Source organism: Pseudoxanthomonas sp. F37 (genome assembly GCF_022965755.1).
Taxonomy (GTDB): Bacteria; Pseudomonadota; Gammaproteobacteria; order Xanthomonadales; family Xanthomonadaceae; genus Pseudoxanthomonas_A.
The window spans coordinates 937,592-963,173 of sequence record NZ_CP095187.1 but is presented as its reverse complement, the minus strand read 5'-3'; the positions used below and the strand labels follow the sequence as shown (position 1 = coordinate 963,173).

The following is a 25,582-nucleotide window of genomic DNA, read 5'->3' as shown; positions in this document are numbered from 1 at the left end:
GCTGGCCCGATGGCATTCCTGGATCAACACCCCGAACTGGGGTACCCGGTGGTGGCAGGCCTGGGCCTGCTGGTGGGCAGCTTCCTCAACGTGGTCATCCTGCGGCTGCCACGGCGGCTGGAGTGGGAGTGGAAGCGCGACGCGCGCGAGGTGCTGGAGGAGCCGGAGATCTACGATCCCCCGCCGCCCGGCATCGTGGTGGAGCGCTCGCACTGCCCCCACTGCAAGACGCCGCTGTCGTGGTACGAGAACATCCCGCTGTTCAGCTGGCTGGTGCTGCGCGGCAAGTGCCGCCACTGCAAGGCCCCCATCTCGCCGCAGTATCCGCTGGTGGAACTGCTGACCGCGCTGCTGGCGATGGCGTCGGTGTGGCGCTTCGGCTTCGGCTGGCAGGGGTTCGGCGCGGCCCTCTTCAGCTGCTACCTGGTGGCGCTGAGCGGCATCGACCTGCGCACCCGGCTGCTGCCCGACCAGCTGACCCTGCCGCTGATGTGGCTGGGCCTGATCGGCAGTCTGGACAACCTGTACATGCCGGCCAAGCCGGCGCTGCTGGGCGCGATCGCCGGCTATGTCTCGCTGTGGCTGGTGTGGTGGCTGTTCAAGCAGGTCACCGGCAAGGAGGGCATGGGCCGGGGCGACTTCAAGCTGCTGGCGGCCATCGGTGCCTGGGTGGGGCTCAACGGCGTGTTGCCGACGCTGCTGCTGTCCTCGGTGGTCGGCGCGGTTATCGGTTCGGTATGGCTGGCCACGCAGGGCCGCGACCGCGCCACGCCGATCCCCTTCGGCCCCTACCTGGCCATCGCCGGCTGGATCGTGTTCTTCTGGGGCCCGCAGATCATCGACGCCTACCTGCGTTTCGCCGGGCTGAAATAGACCCCAGGCTGCCCGGCCCGGCATGATCGGCGCATGAGCGACTACTTCATCGGACTGACCGGCGGCATCGCCTCGGGCAAGAGCGCGCTGGAAAAGGCGTTCGCCGCACATGGCGTCGTGGTGGCGGACGCCGACCTGATCGCGCGCCAAGTGGTCGCACCGGGCGAACCGGCGCTGGCCGCGGTGGTCGAACACTTCGGGGCGGGCGTATTGCAGGCGGACGGCCAGCTCGACCGCGCGGCGCTGCGGGTGCGCGTGTTCGGCGACCCGGACCAGCGGCGCGCCCTGGAAGCCGTCCTGCACCCGGCCATCCGCGCCCGGCTGGAGGCCATTTGCCGGGCCGCGCCGGGGCCCTACGCCATCGCCATGGTCCCGCTGCTCACCGAGGGCGGGGGCCGCGCGGCGTATCCGTGGCTGCACCGCATCCTGGTAGTGGACACCCCCGCTGCCGTGCAGAAGGCGCGGCTGATGCAGCGCGACGGCATCGACGCCACCCTGGCCGACCAGATGATGGCGGCGCAGGCCTCACGCGCGCAGCGGCTGGCGCTGGCCGACGATATCGTGGTCAACGACGGCGACATCCACCACCTGCAACACGCCGCCGACGCCCTGCACCTGCGCTACCTCGCCCTGGCCACCGCCACCCCGTAGGCGCCGGCCATGCCCGCGATGCTCTTCGAACGCGGACAGGAAAGCATCGCGCCCTAGGGCGCTCCTACAGATCCCACCACACCCTCTGTAGGAGCGGGCCATGCCCGCGATGCTCTTCGGACACGGACAGGAAAGCATCGCGCCCGAGGGCGCTCCTACAGAGCCCGCCACGCCACCCTGTAGGAGCGGGCCATGCCCGCGATGCTCTTCGCACACGGACAGGAAAGCATCGCGCCCGAGGGCGCTCCTACAGACCCCACCACACCACCCTGTAGGAGCGGGCCATGCCCGCGATGCTCTTCGCACACGGACAGGAAAGCATCGCGCCCGAGGGCGCTCCTACAGACCCCACCACACCACCCTGTAGGAGCGGGCCATGCCCGCGATGCTTTTTTGCCAACACGCACCGAAAAGCATCGCGCCCTAGGGCGCTCCTACAGCGCCTTCGCTCCGATCCCCAATCCACACCGCATCCCAGAACGGGTAGTCGCCCACGCGTTTCACCAGCCCTGCCCTGACGGGATTGGCAACCAGATAGCGCGCGGCTCCCTTTACGTCATCGTCCCCACGCAACAAATGCTCGTGATACGCGCGTGCCCAGAGCGCTCCGGTACGCCTCCGCTGTTCGTTGTAGGCACGCGCGGTGGCGGACTTGATGCGGTTCATGATCGAGGCCAGATGATCGCCATCACCGACCTGGACCAGCCAATGCCCGTGGTCCGGCATCAGCACCCACGCCAGCAGTCGCGAATCGCGGTAGACGTCGGGGTCGAGATGGCGGCGCGCGGCCGCGCAGGTGGGTGCGAATTCGCTGAAGAAGGGTTGGCGCGACAGGGTGGTCGCGGTCACCAGGTATGCATGGCCCGGCAGATGGACACGATGGCGCCGGAGCGCTGCATGGCCGGCGTGCGGGAAGACGAGAGGCGGCATGCACGCCAGCTTCTTGGCTGGCGCGCGGCACGAACATCAGGCACCGCCGCGCCGAACCGTCAGATTTGGGAGCGGGCCATGCCCGCGATGCTCTTCGAACACGGACGGAAGAGCATCGCGCCCCAGGGCGCTCCTACAGACCCCACCGCACCACCCTGTAGGAGCGGGCCATGCCCGCGATGCTCTTCGAACGTGGAGGGCCAACGACGGCGTTACACCGCCGGCCACAACCCGCGGATGGCCGCGATGCCCTGCGCGCCATGCTGGCGCGCATGCGCGATGTCGGCGGGCGTCATGCCGCCGATGGCGTAGATCGGCAACGAGGCCCCTTCGCGCAGGCGGGCGAAGCCTTGCCATCCCAGCGCCTCGCCGCCGGGATGGCTGAGGGTGGGATGCACGCTGCCCAGCACCGCGAAATCGCAGCCCAGTGCCTCCGCCTGCCGCAGGTCCTCGGGCGTGTGGCAGGACGCCGCGACCGGCGCCCCCTGTTGCAGCGGTCGCGCGGACAGGCCGGCCAACTGGTGCGCGCGCAGGTGGACGCCCACCTGCAGTTCGCGCGCCAGCTCGATGTCGCCATTGAGCAGCACTTCGGCGCCCGCCTGCCGGCATCGCGCGACCGCCTGGGACGCCAATGCGCGCCAGGCATCGCCCGACAGGCTGCGCGCGCGCACCTGCACGCGGCGGAGGCCCGCCGAGAGGGCCTGCTCGAGCGCGGCGAGCCACTGGTGCGAATCCTCCGGTTCCGGCGTGACCAGGTACCGGTCCGGCTGCAACAGCGCCGCCACTACCGGCCGATCCGCCGGCGGCATGTCGTAGCGCGTCAACTTGTCGGCCGGCACCCACGCCAGCGCCTGGCCCTCGTGTCCCCGCGGCGTGCCGCTCCAGCCGGTCAGCTGCCGCACCTCCAGGCACAGCCGCTTGTCGGGGTACTGCTGCGGGACGCTGATGAGGTGCGCGCCCACGCGCGCCTCGATGCCCAGCTCCTCGCGCAATTCCCGCACCAGCGCGTCCTCGGGATGTTCCCCCGGCTCCTGCTTGCCGCCGGGAAACTCCCAGCGCCCGGCCAGGTCGCGGCCTTCGGTGCGGCGGGCCAGCAGGATGCGGCCGCGTGCATCGGTGATGACGGCGGCCATGACATGGATCGAGCGTAACGGAGTGGGCATGGCGGAAGCTTGCCGGGAACCGGCAGGTAGACGCAAATAGTCCCGCCCCCGCCCACCGCAAAGAAAAAGCCGCGCGATGCGCGGCTTTTTCCGTCCGACCCCGCGCCCGGCCTCAGGCCAGCTGGCCGTGGCAGTGCTTGTACTTCTTGCCGCTGCCGCACGGGCAGGGATCGTTGCGGCCGACCTTGGGCGCGTCGCGGTGCGCCGGCATGGGGCCGGACTGCACGTAGCCGCCCTGGGCCGCCGCCAGCCGCTGCGCTTCCTCGGCCTCTTCGTCGGCGCCGTAGCCGCCGGCGTCCTGGTGCTGGAACTGCATCTGCCGCGCCTGGGCCTCGGCCATGGCGCGCTCCTGCGCCTCCAGCGCCGCGACTTCCTCCTCGCTGCGGATGCGCACGCGCGACAGCAGCGTGACCACTTCGCTCTTCACCCGCTCCAGCATGCTGGAGAACAGCTCGAAGGCTTCCTTCTTGTACTCCTGCTTGGGCTGCTTCTGCGCGTAGCCGCGCAGGTGGATGCCCTGGCGCAGGTAGTCCATGCGCGCCAGGTGCTCCTTCCAGTTCTTGTCGAGCACGGTCAGCATGATGTGCTTCTCCAGCGCGCGCATGGTCTCTTCGCCGATGACCGCTTCCTTGTCGGCGAAATGCCTGTCCATGGCCTCCTGCACGCGGCGCTCGATGGTCTCGGCATCCAGCTCCTCGGCTTCCTCGCGCCAGCGGCTGACAGGCAGGTCCAGGCCCATCTCCTCGGCCAGTTCGCGCTCCAGGCCCTGCAGGTCCCACTGTTCGTCCACCGAGTTCGCCGGCACGAAGCGGGCGACGGTCTCGGCGACCACGTCGCCGCGGATGCCGTCGATGTTCTCCTTCACCGATTCGGCGTCGAGAAGTTCGTCGCGCTGGGCATAGATCACCTTGCGCTGGTCGTTGTTGACGTCGTCGAAGTCCAGCAGGTTCTTGCGGATGTCGAAGTTGTGCGCTTCCACCTTGCGCTGCGCCTTCTCGATCTGCCGGCTGACAAGCCGGTCCTCGATGACGTCGTCTTCCTTCATGCCGATCAGCTTCATCGCCTTCTGGACCCAGTCCGAGGCGAAGATGCGCATCAGGTTGTCTTCCAGCGACAGGTAGAAGCGGGACGAACCCGGATCGCCCTGGCGGCCCGAACGGCCGCGCAGCTGGTTGTCGATGCGGCGCGATTCGTGGCGTTCGGTGCCCACGATATGCAGGCCGCCGGCAGCCTTCACCGCTTCGTGGCGCTGCTGCCACTCGGCCTTCACCGCGGCGCGGTCGGCGTCGGTGGCGCCTTCCGGCAGGGCTTCGTATTCGGCTTCCAGCGAACCGCCCAGCACGATGTCGGTACCGCGGCCGGCCATGTTGGTGGCGATGGTGATGGCGCCCGGACGGCCGGCCTGGGCCACGATGTGCGCCTCGCGCTCGTGCTGCTTGGCGTTGAGCACTTCATGCGGCACGCCGGCCTTGCTGAGGAAGTCGGACAGCATTTCCGACGTCTCGATCGAGGTGGTGCCCACCAGCACCGGCTGGCCGCGCTGATAGCAGTCCTGGATGTCGGCCAGCACCGCCTTGAACTTGCCCTGGCGGTTGAGGAACACCTGGTCCGGCGAATCCTTGCGCACGGTCGGGCGGTTGGTCGGGATGACGATCACTTCCAGGCCGTAGATGCTCTGGAATTCGAACGCTTCGGTGTCGGCCGTACCGGTCATGCCGGACAGCTTCCTGTACATGCGGAACAGGTTCTGGAACGTCACGCTGGCCAGCGTCTGGTTCTCGCGCTGCACCGGCACGCCTTCCTTCGCCTCGACCGCCTGGTGCAGGCCGTCGGACCAGCGGCGCCCCGGCAGCGTACGGCCGGTGAACTCGTCGACGATGACCACTTCGCCATCGCGCACGATGTAGTCCACGTCGCGCTGGTAGATGGCATGCGCGCGCAGCGCGGCATTGAGGTGGTGCACGACGGACAGGTTGTTGGCTCCGTACAGCGGTTCTTCCTCGCTGATGATGCCGGCCTGCAGCAGCAGTTCCTCGGCGTGCTCCATGCCCGCTTCGGACAGGTGCACCTGCTTGCCCTTCTCGTCGACCCAGTAATCGCCCTCGGCTTCCTCGTTCTCCTGCTTGACCAGCTGGGGCACGATGCGGTTGACGCGGATGTACAGCTCCGGCGATTCGTCGGCCGGGCCGGAGATGATCAGCGGGGTGCGCGCTTCGTCGATCAGGATGGAGTCGACCTCGTCGACGATGGCGTAGTGCAGGCCGCGCTGGAAGCGGTCGGCCCTGGACATGGCCATGTTGTCGCGCAGGTAGTCGAAGCCGAACTCGTTGTTGGTGCCGTAGGTGATGTCGGCGGCATAGGCGGCGTGCTTGTCGCCATGCGGCATGCCCGGGTAGACCACGCCCACGCTCAGGCCCAGCCAGTTGTACAGGCGGCCCATCCAGGCCGAGTCGCGGCGGGCCAGGTAGTCGTTCACGGTGACCACGTGCACGCCCTTGCCTTCCAGCGCATTGAGGTAGGTCGGCAGCGTGGCCACCAGCGTCTTGCCTTCGCCGGTGCGCATTTCGGCGATCTTGCCCAGGTGCAGCACCATGCCGCCGATCAGCTGCACGTCGTAGTGGCGCATGCCCAGCACGCGGCGGCTGGCCTCGCGGCAGACCGCGAAGGCTTCGGGCAGGATCTTGTCGAGGGCTTCCCCGCCGGCGATGCGCTGCTGGAACTCCGGCGTCTTCGCCTTCAGCTCCTCGTCGGACAGCTTCTGCAGCTCCGGCTCCAGCGCGTTGATCTTGTCGACGATGCGTTGCAGCTGCTTGAGCAGGCGCTCGTTGCGACTGCCGAAGACACGGGTAAGCAGTTTGTTGATCATGTAGGGAACCGGATGGGAAAGGAACGCCGCGGCCCCGCGGTGTGGCGGGCCCAAAACGAAACAGGGCGCAAGGCGCCCTGTCTGGCAACACCGTATTGTAGCTTGGGGCGCCGCCCGGGGAATCAAGGCGGAGCGTCAGACCGGCCGCGCACGGCATGGTTCCCGACGCCGGCCAGGGCCGCAGAGCAGCGAAGCGGGCTCCGCGCCGCGCGGGCCCCGGTCAGCCGCGCTTGACGGGCCGGCCCACCGGCGTGGGGCCCTCGCCCAGGAACTTGCGCGGATTGACCACGCGTCCGTTCTCCCACACCTCGAAGTGCACGTGCGCACCGGTGGAGCGCCCGGTGGAGCCGGCCTTGGCCACTTCCTGGCCCACGCGGACCAGATCGCCCGCGCGCACGGCCAGGCGCGAATTGTGCGCATAGCGGGTGACATAGCCGTTGCCGTGGTCGACATCCACCACGTTGCCGTAACCGCCCTTCACGCCGGCGAAGCTGACCACCCCGTCGGCGACGGCCAGCACGGGATCGCCGACGCTGGCCTTGAAGTCGATGCCCTTGTGGTACTGGCCACCGCCACCGAACGGATCGGCGCGACCGCCGAAGCCGGAGGTGATGTAGCTGTTGGCGATCGGCATGCGGCCCGGGGTGGCGTTCCTGTCCAGTTCGCGATTGAACAGCAGCGCCTCCAGCACCGACAGCTGGCGGCCCGACGCGGCGAACTGCTGCTCCAGCTTGTCCACGCCGGCCACCAGTTCGGCCGGCTTCATGTCGTAGGACACGTCGTTGCCGCCCACGCCCACCGGCTCGTTGAAGTCGAACTCGCCGTCCTGCAACTGGCCCACACGGGTCAGGCGCTCGCCCAGGGCGTTCAGGCGGTTGGCCTGCGCCTGCAGCTCGCCCAGGCGCGCGGCCATGGCGTTGATTTCCTGCTGGGCGCCGCGGCGCACCTGGTCCAGTTCCGCATCGCGCTGCTCGGCCTTGGCCTGCAGCAGCGAGACCTGCGCCATGCCGGCGGCGCTGCGGCCGGCCACGCCGACCAGCAGGCCGGCGGCGACCAGCACGCAGGCGCTGGCCAGCGGGCGCGCATGGAATGCGAGGCGGATGCGGTAGGCACCGTGGGCGGACGCATGGGCCCACCAGGTACGCGAATTGTTTACGATGGTCTTAAAGCTCATAGATACCGATGTCTGATTCGAAGTCCAAGCCGCGCCGTACCGGCATCGTGCAACCTGCCCTGCAGGCTGCCCTGACGGATGCCGCCACCGACCCGGTGCGTCGCGCCATGTGGCTGGACGCCTTGGAACAGCAGCTTCGCCCCTGCCTTCCCCCTGCCCTGGCGCCGCATTGCCGGTTGGCGAACGTGGCGGGCAAGCGGCTCGTTTTTATCGTCGACTCCCCGGTATGGAACGCCCGGCTACGCCTGGCGGCACCCGAATTGATCAACGTGGCCCAATCCATCGGACTGGCGGTCACCGAAGTCACCGCCAAGACGCGCCTCGCGCCGGTCGTGAAGCCTGCACAGGCAGCGGTCGTACCCGTATCGGAGGCCTCCCGCAGAGGGCTGCAAGCGGCCCTCGACCTCCTGTCGGCCCCGGACTCCGCCGGTACCCCCACCCCGCAGGGCGGTCATCGCGGGCGCCGGAAAAATTGACCCGGCCATCACGAAGGACGGGGCATGGTACCGGCCACCGTCGGTCGGGGCGTTAGCCAAAGGTTAGAAAAATGTTATTTTCGGACCTGAAATCCGACGCAGTTCACAGTTTCGCCAAGGCGTAACCATTTCCGCACCACCGCGTGACGGGGGTTGGAAACCGGTCGACAGCGGGGTCACCGTCCGCAGGGGACGGGCGTCTCAGACCGCCAGGGCAGGCGTCGCATAGGTGACCGGGGACGGCGTGCCGCGGTCCTCGAAGGTCACTTCTTCCCAGGCCGAGGTTTCGGCCAGCAGGGCCCGGACCAGCTTGTTGTTCAGCGCATGGCCCGACTTGAATCCCTCGTACGCGCCCAGGATCGGGCGGCCGGCGAGGTAGAGGTCGCCGATGGCGTCCAGGATCTTGTGGCGGACGAATTCGTCCGTGTAGCGCAGGCCGTCCTCGTTCAGCACGCGGAACTCGTCCAGCACGATGGCATTGTCCATCGAGCCGCCCAGGCCCAGGTTGCGCTCGCGCATGTATTCCAGGTCGCGCATGAAGCCGAACGTGCGCGCGCGCGCGACTTCCTTGATGTAGGCGCCGGTGGAAAAGTCCACTTCGGCGCGCGACTGCGAGGCCGGGATCATCGGGTGGTCGAACTTCACCGTAAAGCCCAGCTTGAATCCGTCGTACGGCTCGAAGCGCGCCACCTTGTCGCCTTCGGTCACTTCCACCGTGCGGGTGATGCGGATGAAACGCTTGGGGGCGTCCTGCTCGACGACACCGGCGGACTGGATGAGGAACACGAACGGGCCGGCGGATCCGTCCATGATCGGCAGCTCGGCCGAGGACAGCTCCACGTAGGCGTTGTCGACGCCCAGGCCGGCCATGGCCGACATCAGGTGCTCCACCGTCTGCACCTTGGCGCCTGCGCAGGTCAGGCCCGTGCACAGGGTGGTCTCGGTAACCAGCTGCGCGCTGGCGGGAATCTCCACCACCGGTTCCAGGTCGGTGCGCCGGAACACGATGCCGGTGTCCACCGGCGCCGGACGCAGCGTCATGTAGACCTTTTCGCCGCTGTGCAGCCCCACGCCCGTTGCGCGGATCACGTTCTTGAGGGTGCGTTGCTGGGCCATCGGCAGGAATCGCAGGTGGGGGGAACCTGAGCGGGCAGCGAGAATATCACGCAATTCGCTGAATCTTAACGAAAGAACCGGTCTGTCCCACGCCTGCAACAACGACCTGTTAAGGCCGCCGGAAAGGGCTGCCGGGCCGGCGAAGGCCCGGCAGCGAAGGGACATGGCGGTGTCGTTCGGTCTTGCTCCCTCCCCTTGCGGGGAGGGTCCATGGGTGTATCAGTCCGCCTGGCGGCGCAGGAACGCCGGAATATCCAGGTAGTCCGACGGCAACTCCGCCGCCACCGGCGCGGAGGCCGGCGCCGACGGTGCGGGCGAGGCCGAACCACGGCGCAGGCCCAGGCCGCTGGTGGCAGCGCCGATCGGATCCATGGAGTAGCCGTCGTCGATCGGCATGCCGGTGGTGGCGTCGCGGACCAGCTTGATCGGCGCGCGCATCGGCTCGCGCAGGTCGCCGCCACGGCCGACCGGCTGGCGGACGGCGTTGCGGTTCAGGCCGGTGGCCACCACGGTCACGCGCACTTCGTCCTGCATGTCCGGATCCAGCACGGTGCCGACCACGACGGTGGCATCTTCCGAGGCGAAGCCCTCGATGGTGCGGCCCACTTCGTCGAACTCGGCCATCGTGAAGTCCGGACCGGCGGTGATGTTGACCAGGATGCCGTTGGCGCCATTGAGGTTGACGTCGTCCAGCAGCGGGTTCTGGATGGCGGCCTCGGCGGCGGCCTGCGCGCGGTCGTCGCCGCGGGCCGAACCGGTGCCCATCATGGCCAGGCCCATCTCGCTCATGACGGTACGGACGTCGGCGAAGTCGACGTTGATCAGGCCCGGGCGGACGATCAGGTCGGCGATGCCCTGCACAGCGCCCAGCAGCACGTCGTTGGCGGCGCGGAAGGCCTGGATCATGGTGGCGTTGCGGCCCAGTACGGTGATCAGCTTCTCGTTGGGGATGGTGATCAGCGAGTCGCAGTGGTGGCTCAGTTCCTCGATGCCCTTCAGCGCCACCTGCATGCGGCGGCGGCCTTCGAACGGGAACGGCTTGGTGACCACGGCCACCGTCAGGATGCCCATCTCCTTGGCCAGCTGCGCCACCACCGGCGCGGCGCCGGTGCCGGTGCCGCCGCCCATGCCCGCGGTGATGAACACCATGTCGGCGCCATCCAGCGCGTCGATGATGCGCTCGCGGTCTTCCAGCGCGGCCTGGCGGCCGACTTCCGGATTGGCGCCCGCGCCCAGGCCCTTGGTGACGTTGCTGCCCAACTGCAGCTGCAGCTTGGCGCCGCAGTTCTTGATCGCCTGCGAATCGGTGTTGGCGGTGATGAACTCCACGCCGTCCACGCTGCCGTTGACCATGTGCGCCACGGCGTTGCCGCCGCCGCCGCCCACGCCCACGACCTTGATCACCGCATTCGGGGCCATCTTTTCAACCAGTTCGAAATGTGCCATGTCCTTGTCCTCTTTGAGCCGGGAATCGGGAATGGGGAGTCGGGAATCGAAGACCGTTTCCCTACGCCCATACCGCTACCGGCGAGTTGTGTTTTAAGTGGTGTTGCGTGTTGCCAATGAACTACGTCTCTGCCTGCCTGCCGCGCCTTGCCGTGCTGCCCTTACCGCTCCTGCTTCCGCTTCTGCGATTCCGATTCGCAATTCTCGATTCCCTATTCCCGGCCACTAGAACTCGCCCCTGTACCAGTTCTGCAGCTTCTTGAACCAGCTCCCCGCCTTGCCCGTGGGCAGCGACGGACGCCGGGGATGTTCGATCTGGCTGCCCATCAGCAGCAGGCCCACGCCGGTGGCATGCACCGGATTGCCGACCACTTCGCCCAGCCCGGTGACGTGCTGCGGGATGCCCACGCGCACCGGCATCTGCAGCATCTCCTCGGCCAGCTCGACCACGCCTTCCATCTTCGCGGCGCCGCCGGTCAGCACCATGCCGGCGCGCACGCGCTCCTCGAAGCCCGAGCGGCGCAGTTCGGCCTGCACCATCTCGAAGATCTCTTCGTAGCGCTGCTGCACGGCCTGCGCCAGCGCGTGGCGCGGCAGGCGGCGCGGCGGACGGTCGCCCACGCTGGGCACCTGGATGCTCTCCTCGGCCGTCGCCAGTTGCGCCAGCGCGCAGGCGTAGCGCACCTTGATCTGCTCGGCTTCGGGCGTGGGCGTGCGCAGCATGTGGGCGATGTCGTTGGTGACCTGGTCGCCGGCGATCGGCAGCGAGGCCGTGTGGCAGATCGCGCCCTGCACGAACACCGCCAAGTCGGTCGTGCCCGCCCCCATGTCCACCAGCGCCACGCCCAGCTCGCGCTCGTCGCTGGTCAGCACCGCCACGCTGGAGGCCAGCGAGGAGAAGATCAGGTCGTCGATCTGCAGGCCGCAGCGCTGCACGCACTTGCTGATGTTGGCGGCGGCGGACTGCGCGCAGAACACCAGGTGCGCGTCCACTTCCAGGCGCACGCCGGTCATGCCGACCGGATTGCGGATGCCTTCCTGCGAGTTGTCCAGCTTGTACTCGCGCGGGATGGCGTGGAGGATCTTCTGGTCGGCGGGGATGGCCACGGCCTTCGCCGCTTCCAGCACGCGGTCCAGGTCGCCCCAGGTGACCTCGCCGTCGCGGATCGGCACGATGCCCGGCGAGTTGCGGCACTGCACGTGGTTGCCCGAGATGGAGGCGTAGACCGAGCGGATCTCGCAGCCGGCCATCAGCTCGGCCTCCTCGATGGCGCGCTGGATGGACTGCACGGTGGATTCGATGTCCACCACGACGCCGCGCTTGAGCCCGCGCGACTCGTGCGAGCCGATGCCGATCACTTCGATCGGATTGCCCGGTGCGTACTCGCCGACCAGCGCCGTCACCTTGGAGGTGCCGATGTCCAGTCCGACGATCAGTGATTTGTCACCCTTGCGATTCATGTTGCGAAACCGGGAATTGAGAATGGGGAATGGGGAATCGATGCTTGCGGATGTCGGACGGAGGCAGCGCCTGGCATGAACGCGCCGGAACTCGCGATTGCCGGCGGCAACGCCATTTCCGATTCTCCATTCCCGATTCCCGGCTTCGCCCAGACCAGGGCGAAGCCATTGGTGTAGCGCAGGTCCGCGCGCACCAGCGGCTGCGCCTGTGCGGCCAGCAGCTGCGGCAGCATTCGCGCGAAGCGGCCCAGGCGCGGACGCGCGTCGGTGCGCCCGACCACCACCTGGGTGCCGTTGCCCAGCTGCAGCGACCAGCTGCCGCGGGCATCCATCACCAGCGTGGTGACGTCCAGGCCCATCGGCGCGAACAGCTGGCGCGACTCGTTGTAGAGCGCGGTCACTTCCTGCACCTGCGATTCCGGCCCGCCGAGCTGCGGCAGGTCCAGACCGGCCAGTTCCTTCGGCATCGGGAACAGGCGCCCGTGCTCGGACAGCAGCCTGTCCTCGCCCCAGCGCGCGAACGGCTTGTGTTCGGTGATGCGGACCTCCAGCACGTCCGGCCAGCGCTTGCGCACCTCGGCGCGCTCCACCCAGGGCAGCTGTTCGACCGCGCGCTTGGCATCTTCCAGCCTGACCGCGAAGAAGCCCCTGCGCGCATGCGGCAGCACGGCGGCCTGCAGCTGCGCCGGCTGCACGCGCGCCAGCTCGCCCTGCACGCGCAGCGTGCTCAGCGGCCAGCGGTCGGCGCCGATCCAGCCGTTGACCACGGCCACGACCGGCAGCGCGACCAGCGCCAGCGCGAGCAGCCAGGTCAGGATGCGCAGGGCGGCGTTCATGGGCCCGCCACCTCCGGCACCGTCTGCTCCAGGATGCGCCAGCACAGCGCCTCGAAGCCGATACCGACCTGCGCGGCGGCCTTCGGCACCAGCGAGTGGCTGGTCATGCCGGGCGCGGTGTTGACCTCCATCAGCAGGAAGCGGCCATCGGCATGGCGCATCACGTCGACGCGGCCCCAGCCACCGCAGCCGGCGGCGCGGAAGCCCTCCAGCGCCAGCGCGCGGATCCTCGCCTCATCATCGGCATCGTCCAGGCCGGGACACAGGTACTGCGTATCGTCGGCGATGTACTTGGCGTGGTAGTCGTACCAGCCCTGCGCCGGCACGATGCGCACCGACGGCAGCGCCAGGTCGCCGAGGATGGCCACGGTGAACTCGCCACCGGTCAACATCTGCTCGGCCAGCAGTTCGCCGGGATAGGACGAGGCGAAGGCGACGGCCGGCGGCAGATCCTGCTCGTCCTTGATCTGGAACACGCCCACGCTGGAGCCTTCGGTCGAGGGCTTCACGAACACGGGGAAGCCCAGTGCGCGCACCGCCGCGGCCAGATCGCCGCCGGGCGGGATGCGCACGAAACCCGCCGTCGGCAGGCCGGCTGCCTGCCACACCTGCTTGGTGCGGATCTTGTCCATGGTCAGCGCCGAGCCGAGCACGCCGGGGCCGGTGTACGGCACACCGAGCGACTGCAGCAGCCCCTGCAGCACGCCGTTCTCGCCGTCGCCGCCATGCATGATGTTGAAAACGCGGTCCACCCGGCCGCCGCGGATCGCCTCCACCAGGGCCGGCACACCATCCACCGCGAAGGCCTGCACCCCCTGCGACAGCAGCGCGCCCAGCACGTTCTGGCCGGAGTTCAGCGACACTTCGCGCTCGCTGGACGTGCCGCCCATCAGCACGGCCACGCGACCGAAGCGGGCGGGATCGTCGAAACGCGGCGGCGCGACGGTCACGGCGCTCATGCGGACTCCTTCCCGGTGAAACCGTGCGCGGCGATGTGCTGGGACATGTGGCCGATGTCGCCCGCGCCCATCATCAGCAGCAGGTCGCCGTCCTGCAGCACGTCGGGCAGCACGTCGACCAGGTCGGCGACCTGGCTGACGACCACCGGCTCGTTGCGGCCGCGGGCACGGATCGCGCGCGCCAGCGACTTGGAATCGGCGCCTGCGATGGGCTGCTCGCCGGCCGGGTACACCTCGCTCAACACCAGCGCGTCGGCTTCCGACAGCACCGCGGCGAATGCGTCGAACTGGTCGCGCGTGCGGCTGTAGCGGTGCGGCTGGAACGCGACCACCAGGCGCTTGTGCGGCCAGCCGCCACGCGCGGCGGCGAACACGGCCGCCAGCTCCTTCGGATGATGGCCGTAGTCGTCGACCAGCTGCACGCGCGCGCCCTGCGGGGTGGTGATCTGGCCCAAGTCGTTGAAGCGGCGGCCGATGCCGGCGAACTTCTCCAGTGCGGCGGCGATGTTCTGCGGCGACACCCCCAGTTGCCAGCCCACGGCGGCGGCAGCCAGCGCGTTCTGCACGTTGTGGCGGCCCGGCAATGCCAGGCTGACGCGGATGCTGGCGTCTTCCGGCAGGCGCAGGGTGAAGTGCATGCGCCCGCCTTCCTGTTCCACGTCCTCGGCGCGCACGTCGGCGTGCTCGGCGAAACCGTAGCTCATCACGTGGCGTGGCGTGTCGGCGGCGATGGCGGCGACCTCCGGGTCGTCGATGCACAGCACGGCCAGGCCGTAGAACGGCAGGCGCTGCAGGAACTCGGCGAACGCCGCCTTCACGCGTTCGAAGTCGTTGCCGTAGTTCTCCAGGTGGTCCGCATCGATGTTGGTGACGATGGAGATCAGCGGATTCAGGCGCAGGAAGCTGCCATCGCTCTCGTCGGCCTCGGCCACCAGCCACTGGCCATCGCCGAGCTTGGCGTTCGCGCCCGCCGCCAGCAGCTGGCCGCCGATGACGAAGGTCGGGTCCAGGCCACCCTCGCTCAGCACCGCCGCCGTCAGGCTAGTGGTGGTGGTCTTGCCGTGCGTGCCGGCCACCGCGATACCGCGCCGGAAGCGCATCAGTTCGGCCAGCATCGCCGCGCGCGGCACGATGGGGATGCGCTGGCTGCGCGCCTCCATCAGCTCGGGGTTGTCGTGCCTGATCGCGCTGGAGACCACCACGCAGTCGGTGCCCAGCACGTTGGAGGCGTTGTGGCCGCGCATCACGCGCGCGCCCAGCGACGCCAGGCGACGGGTCGCGGCGTTGTCGGCATTGTCCGAGCCGGACACTTCGTAGCCCAGCGTGCACAGCACTTCGGCAATGCCGCTCATGCCCGAGCCGCCGATGCCGACGAAGTGCACCCGACGGAACTCCTTGGCCAGGTTGCCGGTGTGTTGCAGGCGGCGCTCGCGTGCGGCAGCCATCATCGGGCACCTCCGGTGACCGTGGGATTCGCGATTCGTGATTCGTGATTCGATGAAGCGCGCCCACGACGCGCCAGGACACCGCACCTGCCGTGGTTGCTACGAATCACGAATGCCCAATCACGAATCACGGCTTCACCTCGAGAATGATGTCGGCGATGCGGTCGGCCGCATCGGGTTTTGCCAGCGTGCGCGCGGCCTCGGCCATTGCCAGGCGCGCCGCGTTGTCGCCGGACAGGCGGCGCAGCGTGGTCGCCAGCGCATCGGCCAGGTCGTCGTTCTGCTTCAGCAACACGGCCGCGCCGCGCTCGACCAGGTATTCGGCGTTGCGGGTCTGGTGGTCGTCCACGGCCTGGGGGAACGGCACCAGCACGCTGCCCACGCCCACCGCGCACAGCTCGGCCAGCGTGGAGGCGCCGGAGCGGCAGACGACAAGATCGGCCCAGGCGTAGGCCGCCGCCATGTCGGTGATGAAGGCTTCGACGCTCGCGGCGACGCCCGCATCGAGGTAAGCCCTGGCGGCCTCGTCGCGCAGCTTCTCGCCGCATTGGTGGCGCACGTCGATGCTGCCGGCCGGCAGTGCGGCGAGTGCGCGAGGCACCGCCATGTTCAGGGCGCGTGCGCCCTGGCTGCCGCCCAGCACGAGCAGGCGCAGCGGGCCTTCACGGCCGGCCAGGCGCGAGGCCGGCGGTGCGATGGCGGCGATTTCCTCGCGCACCGGATTGCCGACGGCTTCCTCGCGGCCCGGGAATGCACCGGGGAAGCCGGTCATCACGCGGCGCGCCACCTTCACCAGCATGCGGTTGGTGAACCCGGCCGCACGGTTCTGCTCGTGTACCAGCAGCGGCAGGCCCATCAGGCGCGCCGCCACGCCGCCGGGGCCCGAGGCGAAGCCACCGAAGCTGACCACCGCGCGCGGCGCACGGCGACGCAACACGAAACCCGCGGCGCGGATCGCGCGCAGCACGCGCACCGGCGCGCCGAGCAACGCCAGCGTGCCCTTGCCGCGCAGGCCGGTGATGGCCAGCGTGTCCAGCTCGATGCCGTGCTGCGGCACCAGCCGGGTTTCCATCGCGCCGTCCGCACCCAGCCACACGACGGGGACCCCGCGTGCGCGCAGCACCTTGGCCACGGCCAGCGCGGGGAAGATGTGGCCGCCGGTGCCACCGGCCATCATCATGACGGGCGCTGGAGAGGTCGCAGCGGTCATGCGATCCTCTCGAAGGTGGGCTCGACGCGCGAGCGCGGGAGGCTGGAGCCACGCAGCGTGGCCGACAGCGAGGGCGCGGGCTGACGCCCGACCGGGCCGCTGTCGGCCGGCGCACGCGACTCGCCCGCCCCGGGCGTGGTCTGCAGCCCTTCGCCGCGCAACGCGACCTGGCGCTGGGTGCGCTCCAGTTCGTACGACACGCGCAGCAGCAGGCCCATCGCCACGCAGGTCATCAGGATGCTGGAGCCGCCCGAGGAGATCAGCGGCAGGGTCAGGCCCTTGGTCGGCAGCAGGCCCAGGTTCACGCCCATCGAGACGAAGCTCTGCATGCCGATCCACAGCGCCACCCCGAAGGCGACATACCCGGCGAAGTGGCGGCGCATCTCCACGCAGCGCAGGCCGATCAGGAACGCGCGCCCCACCAGCAGCGCGTACAGCGCCACCACCAGGCACACGCCCACGAAGCCGAGTTCTTCGCCGATCACCGAGAAGATGAAGTCCGTATGCACTTCCGGCAGGTAGTTGAGCTTGAGCACCGAACCGCCCAGGCCGATGCCGGACCATTCGCCGCGGCCGATCGCCATCAGCGCATTGGTCAGCTGGTAGCCGCTGCCGAACGGATCGGCCCACGGATCGGAGAACGAGGTCAGCCGGCGCATGCGGTAGGGCTCGGCGATGGCGATCACCGCCAGCACCGGCAGGCCGACCAGCACCGGGCCGAACATGCGCGGCATGTTCACGCCGCCCAGCACCAGCATGCCGGCGGTGATCGCCAGCAGCAGCGAGGACGAGCCGAAGTCGGGCTGCATCAGCAGCAGCGCGACCAGCAGCACCACCACGCCCAGCGGCTTGAGCATCGCCGCCCAGGTCGCGTTGACCTCGTCGCGGAAGCGGACCAGGTAGCTGGCCAGCCAGACGATGAAGAACACCTTCACCACTTCCACGACCTGGAAGTTCGACACCCCCAGGTTGATCCAGCGGTGCGCGCCCTTGACGCTCACCCCCAGTCCCGGCACGAACACCATCAGCAGCAGGACCACGCAGGCGAGCAGCAGCAGGTGGTTGCGCGCCTCGATGCTCTTCAATTCCGTGCGCGTGACCCACCAGGCCAGACCCGCGCCCGCGACCAGGAACATGCCGTGGCGGATCAGGTAGTAGAACGGATTGCCGTGCTGGTAGATCGACGCCGAGGCGACCATCACCACGCCCAGCGACGCCAGCGCCAGCATGGCGCCGAGCAACCAGGGGTCGAAGCGGCCCCCGATGGCTTCCAGTCGCGTGGCCTGGCGCGGCGTGTCGTTCATCAGCGCACCTTCAACGTGGCCAGGCCGATCAGCACCAGCACGACCGAGATGATCCAGAAGCGCACGATCACGCGCGGCTCCGGCCAGCCCTTCAGCTCGAAATGGTGGTGGATCGGCGCCATCCGGAACACGCGCTTGCCGGTCAGCTTGAACGACGCCACCTGGATCATCACCGACAGCGTCTCGATGACGAAGATGCCGCCCATGATCACCAGCACCAGTTCCTGGCGCACGATCACCGCGATGGTGCCCAGCACCGCGCCCAGCGCCAGCGCGCCGATGTCGCCCATGAACACCATCGCCGGATAGGTGTTGAACCACAGGAAGCCCAGGCCCGCGCCGGCGATGGCCGCGCAGATGATGGTCAGCTCGCCGGCGCCCGGCACCTGCGGGATCTGCAGGTAAGTGGAGAACACCGCGTTGCCCGAGGCGTAGGCGAACACGCCCAGCGCGCACGCCACCAGCACCGTCGGCATGATGGCCAGGCCATCCAGGCCATCGGTCAGGTTGACCGCATTGGAGAATCCGACGATCCAGAAGTACGCGATGGCGACGAAGCCGACACCGGCCAGCGGCAGCGCGATCGACTTGAAGAACGGCACGTAGAAGGTCGTCGCCGCCGGAACGTCGGCGTACAGGTACAGATACAGGCCCGCCGCCAGGCCGAAGATCGACTGCAGCAGGTACTTCCAGCGGGACTTCAGGCCGTTCGGATCGCGCCTGACGATCTTGATCCAGTCGTCGTACCAGCCGATCACGCCGAAGCACAGCATGACCAGCAGCACCACCCACACGTACTTGTTGCGCAGGTCGCCCCACAGCAGCACCGACGCGGCCACCGTGATCAGGATCAGCGCCCCGCCCATGGTCGGGGTGCCGGCCTTGGAGAAATGCGACTGCGGGCCGTCCTTGCGGATCGGCTGGCCGCCCTTCAGCTGGCCCAGCCTGCGGATCACCGCCGGACCGAGCCACAGCGACAGCGCCAGCGACGTCAGCGCGGCCAGGATGCCGCGGAACGTCAGGTAGCCGAACAGGCCGAAGAAGTTTTCCAGGCTCTGCAGCCAGCGGGCCAGTTCAAGCAACATGTGGTGTGTCCTCCCCGGTGGACAGCAAGGCGGCGACGATCCGGTCCATCGCGCTGCCGCGCGACCCCTTGACCAGACAGCGCACGCCGGCCCGCAGGTCGGCGCGCAGCGCGGCCGCCAGCGAGGCGTGGTCTTGGAATGTGCGCGCGCCCTCGCCGAATGCGGCGGCGGCGGCGGCGCTCAGCGGCCCCAGCGTGTACAGCCGGCGGAGCCCGGCGGCCTTGGCCCGCGCGCCCATGTCGGCGTGCAGGGCCGCTTCGTCGGCGCCGAGTTCGCGCATGTCGCCCAGTACCAGCCACCCTTCCCCGCCCGCCTGCGCGCTCGCGGCGACAAGCGTCTCGATGGCCGCGATCAGCGAGCCCGGGTTGGCGTTGTAGCTGTCGTCGATCACCACCGCACCGTTCGGCAGCGTGTGCGCGACCTGGCGGCCGGCCACCGGCTGCGCGGCCGACAGGCCGTCGGCGATGGTCGCCAGCGATACGCCGCACGCCATGGCCAGCGCCGCGGCAGCCAGTGCATTGCGCACGTTGTGGCGGCCCGGCAGGTGCAGGCTGACGGCGACTTCGCCATGCGGGGCCACCAGCACGAAGTCCGACCCGTCCGCGGCCGCGCGGATGTCGCGCGCGGTCAGGTCGGCGGTCGCATCCAGACCGAAACGCAGGATGCGGCGATCCGGCACGCGGCTGGCGAAGTATTCGGCGAACGCGTCGTCCGCATTGATCACCGCCGTGCCGTCGGCCGGCAGCGCATCGTAGATGGCGCCCTTGGTTTCGGCCACGCCCGCCAGCGAGCCCATGCGCTCCAGATGGGCGGCGGCGATGTTGTTCACCAGCGCCACCTCGGGAGCGACGATGTCGGTGAGGTAGGCGATGTCGCCCGGCTTGCCGGCGCCCATCTCGTAGACGGCGAAGTCCGCATCGTCGGGCGCATCGATGACCGCCAGCGGCAGGCCGATCTCGTTGTTGCGGTTGCCGGGATTGAAATAGGTGACGCCGGCGCGCTGCAGGATGGATACCACCAGCGTCTTGACCGTGGTCTTGCCGTTGCTGCCGGTGATGGCGACCGTCTTCTCCACGCGGTCGCGCTGCAGGCCGGCGGCGATGCGCGCCAGCGCCAGCAGCGTGTCGGGCACGACCACCTGCGGCACATCGACCTTCACCGCGTGGTCGACCAGCACCGCGGCGGCGCCGCGCATGGACGCGTCGTAGGCGAAATCGTGGCCGTCGAAGCGCTCGCCACGCAGCGCCACGTACAGGCTGCCCGGCACCAGGGTGCGCGTGTCGTTGGTCAGCGAGCCGATCACCAGGTCGTCGCCGAGCAGTTCGCCACCGGCCCAATGCGCCAGCAGGGAAAGGGGAAGCCGCTTCATCGACGGTCCTCCAGGGCGTGGCGCGCAACCGCGGTGTCGTCGAACGGATGTTTCACGCCATGGATTTCCTGGTAGGGCTCGTGGCCCTTGCCGGCCACCAGCACGATGTCGTCCGGGCCGGCCTGGGCGACGGCCTGGGCGATGGCCTGTGCCCGGTCGCGCTGCACGAGCACGGCAGCCGGCTTCGCGAAGCCGGCCATGATGTCGGCCACGATGACGTCGCCGTCCTCGGTGCGCGGGTTGTCGTCGGTGACCACCACCACGTCCGCGAGGCGCTCGGCGATGGCGGCCATCTGCGGGCGCTTGCCGGTGTCGCGGTCGCCGCCGCAGCCGAACACGCAGAACAGCCGGCCCTGCACGTGGTCGCGCAGGCTGGCCAGTGCCTGTTCCAGCGCATCGGGCGTGTGCGCGTAGTCGATCACGACCAGCGGACGGCGGCTCCCGGAAGCATCCGTGTCGCCGCCCAGCCGGTTCATCCGCCCGTGGATCGGCGCCAGCCGCGACAGCGTGCGCGCGATCTCCGCCGTGGTGTCGCCCAACGCATGCAGCACCCCTGCCACGGCCAGCAGGTTGTCCACGTTGAAGCGGCCCAGCAGCCGCGACTGCACCGGCTGCACCTCGTCGCCGACCACAAGATCGAAGCCGATGCCGTTGCCGTCCAGGCACAGCGCGTCCGCGCGCACGCTGGCGTCGGTCTGCCCGCGCGAGCTGACGCCCACGCGCTGCACGCCGTGCGGCAGCCGGGCGAACAGTTCGCGGCCGTAGCCATCGTCCAGGTTCACCACGCCCGCCTTCAGGCCCGGGCGGAAGAACAGCAGCGACTTGGCCGCGCCGTAGCGCTGCATGTCGCCGTGGTAGTCCAGGTGGTCGCGGGTGAGGTTGGTGAACACGCCCACGTCGAAATGCACCGCGTCCACGCGCCCTTGGTCCAGAGCGTGCGAACTGACTTCCATCGCCACCGCTTTCGCGCCCGCGTCGCGGAACTGCGCCAGCAGCGCATGCATCTGCAGCACCAGCGGCGTGGTGAAGCCGGTGGGCACCACCTCGCCGTACATGCCGGCGCCCAGCGTGCCGACCGTCGCGCAACGGATGCCGCGCAGGTGCCACGCCTGCGCCAGCAGCTGCACCGTGGACGTCTTGCCGTTGGTACCGGTCACCCCGACCATCTTCATGTCGTGCGAGGGCGCGGCGTGGAAGCGGTCGGCCATCGCGCCCATGCGCGCGCGCAGGCCCGGCACCGCGATCGCATCGCGCGGCGCTTCCAGGCCGTCCGGCACGGGCGGCTCGAACAGGATCGCGCTGGCGCCGTTCTCCTTGGCCTGTGCCGCGAAATTCAGCCCGTGCGCACCGAACCCGGCGATGGCCACGAAGGCGTCGCCCGGCTGCACGCTGCGGCTGTCCAGGGTCAGTCCGCGCACCACGATGTCGCGCGGCACGTCCACGTCGGGCAGCAGTTCGGCCAGGGCCATCATCCGCCTCATCGCGTCGCTCCCGTGGCCGGCAGCGCGGCGTGCGGGGTGTCGAATGCCGACGGGTCCGTGGTATCGACCGCATCGTCGGCGATCGGCGCCGGCGCGGGCACCTGCGCGGCGGCGCCCGGCTTGCCTGCGTTCTTGGCCTGCGCGGCCAGCCAGGCTTCGATGTCGTCCGGCGGCACGTCCATCAGGCGCAGCGCGCCATCCATCACGTCGTGGAAAACCGGCGCGGCGACCAGGCCGCCGAAGTAACCGCCCTCCTGCGAATCGTTGATGACCACGACGGCCGCGAAGCGGGGATTGCTGGCCGGCACCAGGCCGGCGAAGAAGGACGCGTAGCGGCCCTTCGCGTAACCGCCACCGGAGGCGATGCGGGCGGTGCCGGTCTTGCCCGCCACCCGATAACCCAGCACGCCGGCGCGCTTGGCGCCGCCCTGGGTCACCACGGTTTCCATCATGCCGACGACTTCACGTGCGATGGCCGGATCGAGCACCTGCGGCGCTTCGCTGCGCTGGCCCTTCACGAACGTCGGCGTCACCAGCCTGCCGCCGTTGCCCAGCGCGGAGTAGGCGCGCGCGATCTGCAGCGGCGTGACCGCCAGGCCATAGCCATACGACATCGTCGCCTTCTGCAGGCCGTTCCAGCGATCCGGCGGCGCCAGTATGCCGGCGGACTCGCCCGGGAAGCCGCTGCCGGGCTTCTGCCCGTAGCCGAAGCTGTGGATGCTCTCGTAGAAGTAGTCGTTGGGCAGCTTCTCGGCGATCTTGATAGAGCCGATGTTGGAACTCTTGGTGATGACGCCGGTGACGGTCAGCACGCCGTTGTTCCGGGGCACGTCGCGGATGGTGTAGCGGCTGTTCAGGGCCATGTAGCCCGGATTGGTATTGACCAGCGTCGAGGGCGTGACCACGCCGGCCTTCAGCGCCGTCGACACGGTCAGGGGCTTCATCGTGGAGCCCGGCTCGATCATGTCGGTCAGCGCGCGGTTGCGCCGCGCGTCCGGCTTCACCCGGTCGATCGCGTTGGGGTTGTACGTGGGCAGGTTGACCATGGCCAGCACTTCGCCGGTGGCCACGTCCATGATCACGATGGAACCGCTGCTGGCCTGGTGTTCGAGCAGCGCGTTGCGCAGCTCGCGGTGCGCCAGGTACTGGATGCGGCGGTCGATGCTCAGCGTCAGGTCCTTGCCCGGCTGCGCGGAGCGGATCAGGTCGACGTTCTCGACGATGCGGCCGCGGTTGTCGCGGATCACCTTCTGCACGCCCGGCGTGCCGCTGAGCCATTCGTCGAACGCCAGCTCCAGCCCTTCCTGGCCGCGGTCGTCGATGTTGGTGAAGCCCAGCACGTGGGCCATCGCCGGCCCCTGCGGGTAGAAGCGGCGGAACTCGCGCTGGGAGAACACGCCCGGGATCTTGTGCGCCAGGATCTTCTGCGCCTCGTCCGGATTGATCCGGCGCTTGAGGTACAGGAATTCCTTGTCGGCCTTCTGCGACAGGCGGTTGGTCAGGTGGTCGAGCGGCACGCCCAGGGCCTGCGCCAGCTCGGGCAGCCGGTCGGGCGTCTTCAGCAGCTCCTGCGGGTTGCCCCACACCGATTCCACCGGCGAGGACACCGCCACCGGCTCGCCGTTGCGGTCGGTGATCATGCCGCGCGAGGTCGGGATGGGGATCTCGCGCAGGAAGCGCGCATCGCCCTGGCGCTGGTAGAAGTCGTGGTTGATCAGTTGCACGTAAGCGGCGCGGCCGACCAGGCTGACCGAGCACAGGCCCATCGCGCCCAGCACCAGGGCCAGGCGGCCGCGCAGGTTGAAGCGCGCGCGGTTGCGGTTCTTGGCCGGCGCGGCGGTCATGGACGCACCACCACGATGTCGGCCGCTTCCGGGAACTTCATGCCCAGGCGTACGCGCGCGACCTGGTCGATGCGCGTGGCCTCGGCCACGGTGGCCTGCTCCAGCTGCAGGCGGCCGAATTCGACGTTCAGCTCATCCCGCGCGCGCTCCAGCCGCGTCACCTCGTCGAACAACACGCGGTGGCGGTGGCGCGCATACACCACGCCGATCGCGGAGGCGATATTGGCCAGCACCAGCACGGCGAGCAGGAAGCGCGTCATGCGGCGCCTCCCGTGGCAGCAGCGAGCCCGGCAGCTGCCCCCGTGCCGCTGCCGGCTGTTGCGGTTCCCGACTGCCCATCCCCGATTCCCAGCTTTTCTGCCACGCGCAGCACCGCGCTGCGGGCGCGCGGGTTGGCGGCCACTTCGTCGGGCTCGCCCTTCTGGCCGCTGCCGATGGCGCGCAGCGTGGGCACGAACGTCTCGGCCACCGGCAGCCGGCGGTTGGCCGGCGGCGCCTTGGCATGCCGGTTGATGAACTGCTTGACGATGCGGTCTTCCAGCGAGTGGAAGCTGATCACCGCCAGCCGGCCGCCGGGCCTGAGGCAGGCCAGCGCGGCATCCAGACCGAGTTCCAGGTCCGCGAGTTCGCGGTTGATGTGGATGCGGATGGCCTGGAAGCTGCGCGTGGCGGGATGGATCTTGTCGCCGCGCGGCATGACCGACGCGATCACCGCTGCCAGGTCGGCGGTGCGCGTGAAAGGCTGGGTGGCGCGACGGGCGACGATGGCGCGCGCGATGCGGCGGCTCTGCTTCTCCTCGCCGTAGGTCCACAGCACGTCGGCGATCTCGCGCTCGTCGGCGCGCGCGATCCACTGGGCCGCACTCTCGCCGGACTCCGGATCCATGCGCATGTCCAGCGGACCGTCCTTGCCGAAGCTGAAACCGCGCTCGGCGACATCCAGCTGCGGCGAGGACACGCCCAGGTCGAGCAGCACGCCGTCCAGGCCGGCCGCCGCCTGGTCCCATTGCGCGAGCCCGGCGAAACTGCCGCGACGGATCGCCACGCGCGCGTCGCCGGCGAACATCTGTTCGGCATGCGCGATCGCGTCGGGGTCCTTGTCCATCAACAGCAGCCGGCCTCCCGGGCCGAGTCTTTGCAGCACGCCACGCGCGTGACCTCCGCGCCCGAAGGTGCCGTCCAGGTACGTTCCGTCCTCCTTCACCTGCAGCCCTTCCATGACCTGCGTGTACAACACCGGCAAGTGCAGCGCTGGAGGGTGACCGGCCGGCGCGGACTGCCGCTTGCCGTCACCCCGGCTCACAAGCGCAACTCGAGCATGTGTGCGCTCAGATCGTCGTCGGTGAGGGTCTGACGGATCTGTGCGTGGTGCGCCTGTTCGCTCCAGAGTTCGAATTTCTCGCCCATGCCGAGCAGCACGGCTTTCTTCTCGATGCCCACCGCGCTGCGGTGGCTGGCCGGGATGCTGATGCGGCCGTTGCCGTCCAGCTCCACCGGCGATGCGGCACCAACCAGCTTCAGCTGCAGGCTGCGGTGCGCGCGCTGGGTGCTGGGCAGCTTGTTGACGTCGTCACGGACCCGTTGCCAGACCTTTTCCGGGTACAGGTACAGGCTGCCGGCCTCGAAGGGGTTGTAGGTGATCACCAGGCGGTTGCCGCACTCGCGCGCGACCAGGTCGCGGTACGCGGTGGGCACCGCGAGCCGTCCCTTGTCGTCCACTGTGATGGCGGTCTCACCCTGAAACACGACGCTGCCTTCCCGACGCCCTGACGAGCGACCCATTGAACCACGAAAAACCACCAAAAACCCGGTTTTACCTCTGTTGCCCACGTTACCACCGCGCACAGGGTTGTCAACAGGAAAACCGACGGGAAATCACTTGGCGGATCAATG

Annotated in this window: 22 protein-coding genes; 3 read left to right on the top strand and 19 right to left on the bottom strand. The window is 69.2% G+C overall.

Translation table 11 applies throughout. The annotated features are described in order from the left end of the window. Positions 1–9 precede the first annotated feature (9 nt). Positions 10–873, top strand: a complete 864-nt coding sequence (locus MUU77_RS04400) for an A24 family peptidase (RefSeq protein WP_187573334.1) — start codon at positions 10–12, stop codon at positions 871–873. Positions 874–906: 33 nt separating this feature from the next. After that, the gene (coaE, locus tag MUU77_RS04395) at positions 907–1,524 is read left to right on the top strand and encodes a dephospho-CoA kinase (protein ID WP_245092012.1); all 618 of its coding nucleotides are present in this window, start codon (positions 907–909) and stop codon (positions 1,522–1,524) included. Positions 1,525–1,947: 423 nt separating this feature from the next. Here coaE and MUU77_RS04390 read toward each other — a convergent pair whose 3' ends face one another. The 4 genes from MUU77_RS04390 to MUU77_RS04375 all read right to left on the bottom strand — a co-directional run bounded on the left by MUU77_RS04390 (position 1,948) and on the right by MUU77_RS04375 (position 7,657). Next, entirely contained in the window at positions 1,948–2,373 is a 426-nt protein-coding gene (locus tag MUU77_RS04390; RefSeq protein WP_245092010.1) for a transposase, read from the bottom strand. Between the two features lie 293 nt (positions 2,374–2,666). Next, complete coding sequence (locus tag MUU77_RS04385; RefSeq protein ID WP_245092008.1) at positions 2,667–3,617, bottom strand: Nudix family hydrolase; 951 nt, start codon at positions 3,615–3,617, stop codon at positions 2,667–2,669. A gap of 112 nt (positions 3,618–3,729) precedes the next feature. Next, positions 3,730–6,483: a preprotein translocase subunit SecA gene (gene secA / locus MUU77_RS04380; protein WP_245092006.1), complete on the bottom strand. Its 2,754-nt coding sequence runs from the start codon at positions 6,481–6,483 to the stop codon at positions 3,730–3,732. A 220-nt stretch (positions 6,484–6,703) separates the two neighbouring features. Then, positions 6,704–7,657 carry a M23 family metallopeptidase gene (locus MUU77_RS04375; protein WP_245092004.1) on the bottom strand — a complete coding sequence of 318 codons (954 nt, stop codon included), beginning with the start codon at positions 7,655–7,657 and terminating at the stop codon, positions 6,704–6,706. A gap of 8 nt (positions 7,658–7,665) precedes the next feature. Here MUU77_RS04375 and MUU77_RS04370 point away from each other — a divergent pair, with 8 nt between their 5' ends. Next, positions 7,666–8,133: a DUF721 domain-containing protein gene (locus MUU77_RS04370; RefSeq protein WP_245092002.1), complete on the top strand. Its 468-nt coding sequence runs from the start codon at positions 7,666–7,668 to the stop codon at positions 8,131–8,133. 201 nt (positions 8,134–8,334) lie between these two features. Here MUU77_RS04370 and lpxC read toward each other — a convergent pair whose 3' ends face one another. From lpxC to mraZ, 15 genes are all read right to left on the bottom strand, one after another. Continuing rightward, entirely contained in the window at positions 8,335–9,249 is a 915-nt protein-coding gene (gene lpxC / locus MUU77_RS04365) for a UDP-3-O-acyl-N-acetylglucosamine deacetylase (RefSeq protein WP_245092000.1), read from the bottom strand. A gap of 219 nt (positions 9,250–9,468) precedes the next feature. Further along, positions 9,469–10,695: a cell division protein FtsZ gene (ftsZ, locus tag MUU77_RS04360; protein ID WP_245091998.1), complete on the bottom strand. Its 1,227-nt coding sequence runs from the start codon at positions 10,693–10,695 to the stop codon at positions 9,469–9,471. 225 nt (positions 10,696–10,920) lie between these two features. Continuing rightward, positions 10,921–12,156, bottom strand: a complete 1,236-nt coding sequence (gene ftsA / locus MUU77_RS04355; protein WP_245091996.1) for a cell division protein FtsA — start codon at positions 12,154–12,156, stop codon at positions 10,921–10,923. Beyond that, on the bottom strand, positions 12,153–12,992 hold the full coding sequence (locus tag MUU77_RS04350; protein ID WP_245091987.1) for a cell division protein FtsQ/DivIB: 840 nt from the start codon (positions 12,990–12,992) through the stop codon (positions 12,153–12,155). Before MUU77_RS04350 ends, ftsA begins: the two co-directional genes overlap by 4 nt. Further along, positions 12,989–13,951 carry a D-alanine--D-alanine ligase gene (locus tag MUU77_RS04345; RefSeq protein ID WP_245091985.1) on the bottom strand — a complete coding sequence of 321 codons (963 nt, stop codon included), beginning with the start codon at positions 13,949–13,951 and terminating at the stop codon, positions 12,989–12,991. Before MUU77_RS04345 ends, MUU77_RS04350 begins: the two co-directional genes overlap by 4 nt. Next, positions 13,948–15,399: a UDP-N-acetylmuramate--L-alanine ligase gene (gene murC / locus MUU77_RS04340; RefSeq protein ID WP_245091977.1), complete on the bottom strand. Its 1,452-nt coding sequence runs from the start codon at positions 15,397–15,399 to the stop codon at positions 13,948–13,950. The genes MUU77_RS04345 and murC overlap by 4 nt, the downstream gene beginning before the upstream one ends. 124 nt (positions 15,400–15,523) lie before the next feature. Continuing rightward, the gene (murG, locus tag MUU77_RS04335) at positions 15,524–16,606 is read right to left on the bottom strand and encodes an undecaprenyldiphospho-muramoylpentapeptide beta-N-acetylglucosaminyltransferase (protein ID WP_245091975.1); all 1,083 of its coding nucleotides are present in this window, start codon (positions 16,604–16,606) and stop codon (positions 15,524–15,526) included. Continuing rightward, positions 16,603–17,910, bottom strand: coding sequence for a putative lipid II flippase FtsW (ftsW, locus tag MUU77_RS04330; protein ID WP_245091973.1), 1,308 nt, complete (start codon positions 17,908–17,910; stop codon positions 16,603–16,605). Before ftsW ends, murG begins: the two co-directional genes overlap by 4 nt. Beyond that, complete coding sequence (gene mraY / locus MUU77_RS04325; RefSeq protein WP_245091971.1) at positions 17,910–18,995, bottom strand: phospho-N-acetylmuramoyl-pentapeptide-transferase; 1,086 nt, start codon at positions 18,993–18,995, stop codon at positions 17,910–17,912. The genes ftsW and mraY overlap by 1 nt, the downstream gene beginning before the upstream one ends. Continuing rightward, complete coding sequence (gene murF / locus MUU77_RS04320; RefSeq protein ID WP_245091969.1) at positions 18,985–20,364, bottom strand: UDP-N-acetylmuramoyl-tripeptide--D-alanyl-D-alanine ligase; 1,380 nt, start codon at positions 20,362–20,364, stop codon at positions 18,985–18,987. The genes mraY and murF overlap by 11 nt, the downstream gene beginning before the upstream one ends. Then, the gene (locus MUU77_RS04315) at positions 20,361–21,845 is read right to left on the bottom strand and encodes a UDP-N-acetylmuramoyl-L-alanyl-D-glutamate--2,6-diaminopimelate ligase (RefSeq protein WP_245091967.1); all 1,485 of its coding nucleotides are present in this window, start codon (positions 21,843–21,845) and stop codon (positions 20,361–20,363) included. Before MUU77_RS04315 ends, murF begins: the two co-directional genes overlap by 4 nt. Further along, a complete protein-coding gene (locus MUU77_RS04310; RefSeq protein ID WP_245091965.1) occupies positions 21,842–23,689 on the bottom strand; it encodes a penicillin-binding transpeptidase domain-containing protein in 1,848 nt (615 codons plus the stop codon). Before MUU77_RS04310 ends, MUU77_RS04315 begins: the two co-directional genes overlap by 4 nt. Next, positions 23,686–23,949 carry a cell division protein FtsL gene (gene ftsL, locus MUU77_RS04305; RefSeq protein WP_162108395.1) on the bottom strand — a complete coding sequence of 88 codons (264 nt, stop codon included), beginning with the start codon at positions 23,947–23,949 and terminating at the stop codon, positions 23,686–23,688. The genes MUU77_RS04310 and ftsL overlap by 4 nt, the downstream gene beginning before the upstream one ends. After that, positions 23,946–24,992, bottom strand: a complete 1,047-nt coding sequence (gene rsmH / locus MUU77_RS04300) for a 16S rRNA (cytosine(1402)-N(4))-methyltransferase RsmH (RefSeq protein WP_245091963.1) — start codon at positions 24,990–24,992, stop codon at positions 23,946–23,948. The genes ftsL and rsmH overlap by 4 nt, the downstream gene beginning before the upstream one ends. After that, positions 24,989–25,471 (bottom strand): division/cell wall cluster transcriptional repressor MraZ, encoded by a 483-nt coding sequence (mraZ, locus tag MUU77_RS04295; RefSeq protein WP_187573348.1) that lies wholly within the window; start codon positions 25,469–25,471, stop codon positions 24,989–24,991. Before mraZ ends, rsmH begins: the two co-directional genes overlap by 4 nt. Between the last annotated feature and the right edge of the window lie 111 nt (positions 25,472–25,582).